At 38.2% G+C, this 6,632-nt stretch carries 6 protein-coding genes and 3 pseudogenes; all 9 read left to right on the forward strand.

The window, feature by feature from the left end:
* Nucleotides 1-148: 148 nt before the first annotated feature.
* Nucleotides 149-615: pseudogene (locus ACLPIE_RS22010) on the forward strand (lysozyme); the annotation flags it as partial.
* 58 nt (nt 616-673) lie between these two features.
* Nucleotides 674-1,168, forward strand: coding sequence for a hypothetical protein (locus ACLPIE_RS22015; RefSeq protein WP_430263772.1), 495 nt, complete (start codon nt 674-676; stop codon nt 1,166-1,168).
* Entirely contained in the window at nt 1,165-1,362 is a 198-nt protein-coding gene (locus ACLPIE_RS22020) for a hypothetical protein (RefSeq protein WP_430263773.1), read from the forward strand. Before ACLPIE_RS22015 ends, ACLPIE_RS22020 begins: the two co-directional genes overlap by 4 nt.
* Nucleotides 1,363-1,423: 61 nt before the next feature.
* Nucleotides 1,424-1,675 (forward strand): annotated as a pseudogene (locus ACLPIE_RS22025) (transposase); the annotation flags it as partial.
* A 64-nt stretch (nt 1,676-1,739) separates the two neighbouring features.
* Nucleotides 1,740-2,246 (forward strand): transposase, encoded by a 507-nt coding sequence (locus ACLPIE_RS22030; RefSeq protein ID WP_430263774.1) that lies wholly within the window; start codon nt 1,740-1,742, stop codon nt 2,244-2,246.
* Nucleotides 2,194-3,146, forward strand: a pseudogene (locus ACLPIE_RS22035) (IS3 family transposase); the annotation flags it as partial. The gene ACLPIE_RS22030 and the pseudogene ACLPIE_RS22035, both read left to right, overlap by 53 nt.
* Before the next feature lie 830 nt (nt 3,147-3,976).
* Nucleotides 3,977-4,456 carry an Hcp family type VI secretion system effector gene (locus tag ACLPIE_RS22040; protein ID WP_430263775.1) on the forward strand — a complete coding sequence of 160 codons (480 nt, stop codon included), beginning with the start codon at nt 3,977-3,979 and terminating at the stop codon, nt 4,454-4,456.
* A gap of 17 nt (nt 4,457-4,473) precedes the next feature.
* The gene (locus ACLPIE_RS22045; protein WP_430263776.1) at nt 4,474-5,532 is read left to right on the forward strand and encodes a PAAR domain-containing protein; all 1,059 of its coding nucleotides are present in this window, start codon (nt 4,474-4,476) and stop codon (nt 5,530-5,532) included.
* Entirely contained in the window at nt 5,522-5,788 is a 267-nt protein-coding gene (locus ACLPIE_RS22050) for a hypothetical protein (protein WP_430263777.1), read from the forward strand. Before ACLPIE_RS22045 ends, ACLPIE_RS22050 begins: the two co-directional genes overlap by 11 nt.
* Nucleotides 5,789-6,632: the final 844 nt, after the last annotated feature.

Genomic DNA, 6,632 nt, shown 5'->3' on the forward strand with positions numbered 1-6,632 from the left:
TACTTCCAACACCTGTTTACCGAGTTACCAAAACGAAGTCCGAAAGATGATGTGTCGGATCTCATGCCATGGAACGTAGAAATCAGTGAGGTTGAGTAAAGCTTTACTGGTTCATTAAGCGCTTACGTTTGAGGGGTATGATCCTAACCCCTATCTTGACCCCATTGGAGTACTCACGGTGTGTTATGGGCACACAGGCTCTGACATTATTCCCACAAAAACTTATACGAAAGCCGAGTGTGAAGCGCTGTTAGAAAAAGACTTGGCCATTGTCGCTAAAGCAGTGAATCCCTTAATTAAGGTTAATATTCCTGACTACACCAGAGCTGCACTTTACTCATTCACTTATAACGTAGGAACAGGGGCATTCTCACGTTCTACGCTACTTAAAAAACTCAATGCTGGTGACCAAGCTGGCGCATGCAATGAACTTAAACGCTGGATATATGCAGGGGTAAGCCGTGGAAAGGGTTAATGACAAGGCGAGAAGTAGAAAAAGCCGTATGCCTTGGCGAATTCGCCTATGCATATCCGCTTTCATTATCGGAATTCCCGTCTACTTGGCAGCTGGCGTATATGTACTCAGAGACGATACATGCGGTATTGACAAGGTAAGTTTAGAAAAGCGATGTCAAAAAGCCCTAGATCACTACCGAGGTAAGCAGGTGAACTTATGAAAATAGATAGCTCAACTTGGCTGTTTCTTATGGTTGTCGGTCTAGGCTGGTGGGCTGTTTCAGAGCATGAAAATAATGCGTTGCTAAAGGTGGATAACAGCAATAAAAGCAAAATCATTGCCAGCCAGTCGCTTCAATTCAATCGGTTTAATCAAATAGCTACTGTAGCTTATCGCCATGGTATTCAGACAGAAGTTAAATCACAGGAGAAAGTCATTGAATATCGAGAAATACTCAAAAAAGAGCTTACTTGTGATTTGCCTGTGCCTCAGCCTATTGCTGATGGGCTGCTCAAGTACACCTACGAACTACGGTCAATGTACGCCGATCCCCAAAACGCTAACCGAGCCAGTATTAGTACCACTACCACCAGCACCTTAACTTATTGCCAGGCGGTGCTATGGATTGACCCTTTGTTATCAGCGTTAGATAAGGCCAACGGGCAGTTAAAAGCCATTCGAAAAACAGATGATGAGAGAGCAGCGCAATGAAAACTTATAGCTTTGCACCTTATGGACCAGGCTACAACTCAAGTACTGTTGTGGTGCTGGAGCGCATTACTCATTTTGAAAGCATTAGTTTTAATGGTATTCGCGGCGCTGAGATTCATTTAGATACAGGTGTCACCATTCGTACTGGTATGAATTCATGTGATGTACAAAAAATAGTGGAAGGTAACCAATGATCTGCTTTAATCAAACAGGACATTTTAATAATGGAATATAATCCAATTATTGAGGTGTTAAATGAAAAAACGAACAAACAGGTTTTATACTACTGAGTTTAAGCAAGAAGCGGTCGCATTAGTCACCGAACAAGGTTATAGCGTCCCAAAAGCGGCAGCTTCATTAGGGATCACCGATAAATTACTTTATAACTGGAAAGCAAAATTCGACGCTGAACAATCCGGTAGCAGCTTGAATGCCGATGAGAGAGCTGAGCTATTAAGGCTTCGAAAAGAAAATAAAGAACTTAGGATGGAGAAAGAGATCCTAAAAACTGCCTACATGTCACAACATCCCCCATCTGAGAACCAAACAACCCAACGCAATAACATTTGATGTGCGAGAAAAATTGTATCGCTTAATAGGAACAGATCTCACACAAATACATGGCATCCGCCCTTTTCTTGCATTACGACTGATATCTGAATGTGGCACGGATATGAATAAATGGCCAACCGAAAAGCATTTTACATCATGGTTAACATTGTGCCCAGGGTCAAAAATTAGTGGTGGTAAGGTGATGTCGTCCCACTCCCGAAAGAGTAATAATCGAGTTGTCGCTCATCTCAGGCTTGCTGCAACGACGGTGGGCCGGTCAGATACAGCCCTAGGTGCGTTTTATCGAAGACTCTCATATAGGGTAGGTAAAGCAAAAGCGGTAACCGCGACAGCAAGAAAAATAGCCATACTGTTTTACAATGCAATGAAATATGGAACAAAGTATCAAGATCCTGGCTCTGAATACTACGAGATGCGGTATAAAGAACGGGTAATAAAAAACCTTAAACGTCAGGCTGAGAGAATGGGGATGTTCTTACAGGCAAAAGAAGAATGTGTTTCTTAGGAAAGCCAGCGCCCTCCTGCTAAAGGAAACCAAGTAGCGTTTAAAACGATTAAGCAATTATCTTCACAGTTTCCCGTGCTGAAGCTCTGCAAGTTAATGAAAATAAGTCGTTCTGCCTACTATTCTTGGCTTAAACGCCCAGCAAAATTGATCACCGCAGAACAACTTAGCCTGTACCGCAGAGCCAAAGCTATCTTTGAACAGAGTCGAAATAGCTTAGGTTATAGAACGTTACGTAAACGGTTATGCAAAGAGGGCTTTAGCGTGAGTGCTTATGGCGTTCAAAAGCTAATGGCTCAGCTTGGCCTAGTCGTCACTCAGCGCGTTGCTTACAAAGTCACCACAAAACGCAAACACAGTGATGCCGTAGCCGATAATTTGCTCAATCAAAATTTTAATCCTCACGCACCTAACGAAGTGTGGGCGGGTGATGTGACCTATTTAAAAACAGGGGAAGGCTGGATGTATTTAGCCATCGTGATGGACTTATACTCACGCCGTATTGTGGGTTGGCACATCGATAAACGAATGACGGCAGATTTAGTCAGTAAAGCCTTGATGAAAGCATATAACTTACGCCAGCCCGAAAAAGGCTTAGTCTTTCATAGTGATAGAGGCTCTCAATATACGAGTAAGCGATATCGCCGCTTGCTAACAAGCTATGGTATTAGGGCAAGCATGGGTGATGTTGGAGCCTGTTGGGATAACGCCGTTGTAGAACGATTTTTTGGCAGTTTAAAACACGATTGGGTACTGAAAATCCCACAGCCGACTCGGAAACAGATGAAAGAAGATGTTATCGCGTATATGCGCTATTACAACCTAGAAAGGCTTCATACTGCCAACGGTGATCTGCCCCCAATTGAGTATGAACAAAATTCCTTAAGAAAAGTGTCCTGATTTAGTTGCGCAGAACAGGAATAGGGGCTTTATTTTTTAGGCATATTCGATTCTCTATCTCTGTAGTAACGTTTTTAACGGTTAAATCGCCTACTACTATGGGACATTTGCTCTATTACTTAACAGTGTGACCTATTTTAATTTTAGTGTCCCAGTGTGTATTTTTATTTTAAATCATGTGGTTAAGTCATTTCTATGGTTGATTTATAAATGTTGGGACAATAGCCGAGGACGGGGGGGTATTCTATGCTTTTTGTTTGTATATCAATGTGATAGCCTGCCTTGGGACAGAGGGACGCATTTTTCAGCGAAAAACATAACTATATAAAGAGATTTTATAAGGACAGGACTTTGGTAGTAAGAAAAATAGTAGAATCTATCTTTTACTACTAAACATACTACCAAAGCTTTCGAGTTAAAACGATAGGTAACGGATATAAACGAATAATAAAAAAGCCTTAACTCGTTATGAATTAAGGCTTTTTAAGGTTTTTTCGAATAATTACGAATGCATTCGAATACTAATTTGGTGGAGCTGGCTTGAAGCTCCTCCCCAATATAACTGTTTGATTCTTCTATCTATGTCGATGAAGTTAATGGCACAATAGTGTGGCACAGTCGGTTTATGACTGCAAACATAGGGTATTGATGTTTACTTTAAGTTCAACTCCTTTTATGGGAACTGAATTTAACCTAGAGACTGATTTTGAGTTGGATTCAATAATCTTTATGGGAGTATTACGCTGTTTTTATTAACTATGTTGAATATTCCTATAGAAATAAGGGAGATATAATGCTTAATTATTCTTTTTATATTAAGGATCGTCTCGATGGCAAATCAAATATATTTAGTTATAAAAGGGAAGAAACAAGGGCTTATCTCTGCTGGATGTTCAAGTTACGACTCAATAGGAAATAAATACCAAGAAGATCATGAAAATGAAATCTTTGTTTATTCAACTAATTATAGTATGAGTCGTCACCAAAACGTATCACACTCACCCTTTTCATTTACAAAATTAGATGATAAATCGACCCCTCTCTTGATGAATAGCATTAATAATAACGAGTTACTTGATTGTGAATTTAGCTTTTATAGAACCGATAGAAGCGGTAAGTTGATAGTCTATAAAACAATCAAATTGACTAATGCATCAATCGTAAGCATTAGTAATCACCATCCAAATGCCCTAGACAATAATGATGCACAAGCTTATGAAACAGTATCGATGAAGTATGAAAGTATCACCTGTGAACATAAAGCTGCAAATACCTCAAGTTATAGTATTACACAAAACCTAGTTAATTAATTTTATTGAGGTGATTTATGGTGATGTCATTCAAAGTGCTAGAGGGGGATAGGACCACATGCGGTGGAAGAGTATTAGAGGGGAGTGCATTAGCACATCGGAGTGGTATTAATTTTAAGCGACAAGCCGTTCAAGGTAATAAAGTTACATGTGGTGTTCATGCAGGAAGGTATGAAATAGTAGGGGGAGATTTTACTCATTTAATTGGGGGGCAACCAGCTGCTGATACCCGCAAAAGTTATTCAACGTGTCCGTGTCACGCCGCTTTTATTCCTTCTAATATCATAGGTGAATGCACGGCTTTAGATAATCTCATTCCTGATGGAGTTTATGTGTGGACAGAAAGAGTAGGCTCTGGGCACTCGTATGTTTCATTACATAAAAATAACCAAATAACAGTTTATACTTATGGTAGATTTGGTCGGACTGGTACACTTGGCATTGTGGGGGATGGTATCTTAATTCGCCTTATAGGTGAGGATGCACGAAATTACTACCGACACGAGTTATACAAAATGAATGCTCGGGTTTTTGCTATAAATGATGCCAATATACAGCAAGTAGAAGCTCACTTTATGGTGTTGTGGAGGGACGGATCTTCCCCTGTTGGATTATCCCCTAATGTGGGCGAGGCAACTAAAAAGTATGGGCACACAATAAACATTTATGATTTATCAACGAGTAATTGTACAACACAAACAGTAAATGCAATAAAAGCAGGTGGCTCGAAGGTTTTTGAAAAAGAATTATCATCTGTTCGTTCGAGTTATTCGTTAGCCAGATATATTGTGACTGGTCAGGAATCTTTTGTGGTTCCCGCATCTTTAGAGGATTACATGGTTGGTAAGAAACAAGATTTATCTTCTCTTGTTGTCGTAGAAGTAACTGGGTTATTCAAAGAGCAGTATCCAAATGTCACAGGTGTTACACCTATGGAAAAAAGTAAATCGAGAACATTGTTTGAAGCCGCATCTGGTGCAGCATCTATGGTTGGATATCATACCGATTTTTCTGGAGAAGAAACAATGGGGATAATTGGACAATTACTTTACGGGGACGAAATTAATGAGAATTAAATTATTCGTAAAGTGGGGATTAACGCTTGGTATTATTGTAGCAAATTACGTTATATTGTTTTTATTGAATGCAGGAATGGCTATTAACCAAAAATACCAAATGGAGCAGCCATGGTCAGATAATATGACTACAATACAATTAAGAGCAGTTATTAATGAACTGCTGGATACCAGTGTGTTAATTTCATTTGTAACATTGTTTTCGTTTCCAGCTAGTCTATTATTAATAGTGATAATACATAAAATACTAAAATGAGATTTTGATAATTCAACTAAGGATTGGTGTGGATAATGCTCGTATCTGTGTTAACACATAATGCCTTTTCTAGTTATTATAATAAGTAGTGTAAGTTATCCTTATGTTACTTTTCTCTATACGTTTTCATAGAAATAGATTAATTTCAGTTGACCGCTACAAATAAAGAAAATATTATCAAATGAATATTTCAAATATTTTTAATCAATGCGTAATTAACCAAAATAATAATATTTAAGTTTATCGAGTATTCAACATATTGATTCGTATCTTTTCTAGCAAACTTAAATGGCTTATAAAAATGATGAAATCTGTGCGCTGAATGTCAATTGTCTATAAAATTACAGATGCTAAACATGATAATCTATATGTATGAATACATGACCTCTAAGTTAGTTCTTTAAGAGTAAAACTAATGAGTAATAATTGAGTATTTTTGGAATAGTAATACTGTTATTTTTAATAAGTTATGTTAGTGACGTTAAGGGCTCAATTCTTAGGTCGCACATTGGAACCGTGTCTTAGAGTTATTATAGAAGTTGTATAGTTAATTTATATACTGCAGTTTTTTAAAGGAAGGGGAAAGTTAGATATTTTTAATATTATAAAAGTGAAAAGCCATTTAACATGGCTTTTCATGTATTAATTACAGTATTGGTCATCTCTTTCAAAATCATAATAACCAATTACTGACTGATTAGCTCGGCGTGATGAGTCGTATGAAAGTCTGGACTTCGGTTGACAATTAGTTTTTTCTAATTGTAGCCGGAGGTCAGATATGATGAACATTAAAGCTAAACGAGATATTGCACATAAAACAAAAATCTTAAATCATGCCCGTGAG

Origin of the sequence: Providencia sp. Me31A, assembly GCF_050487165.1 — a bacterium.
Lineage (GTDB): Bacteria > Pseudomonadota > Gammaproteobacteria > Enterobacterales > Enterobacteriaceae > Providencia.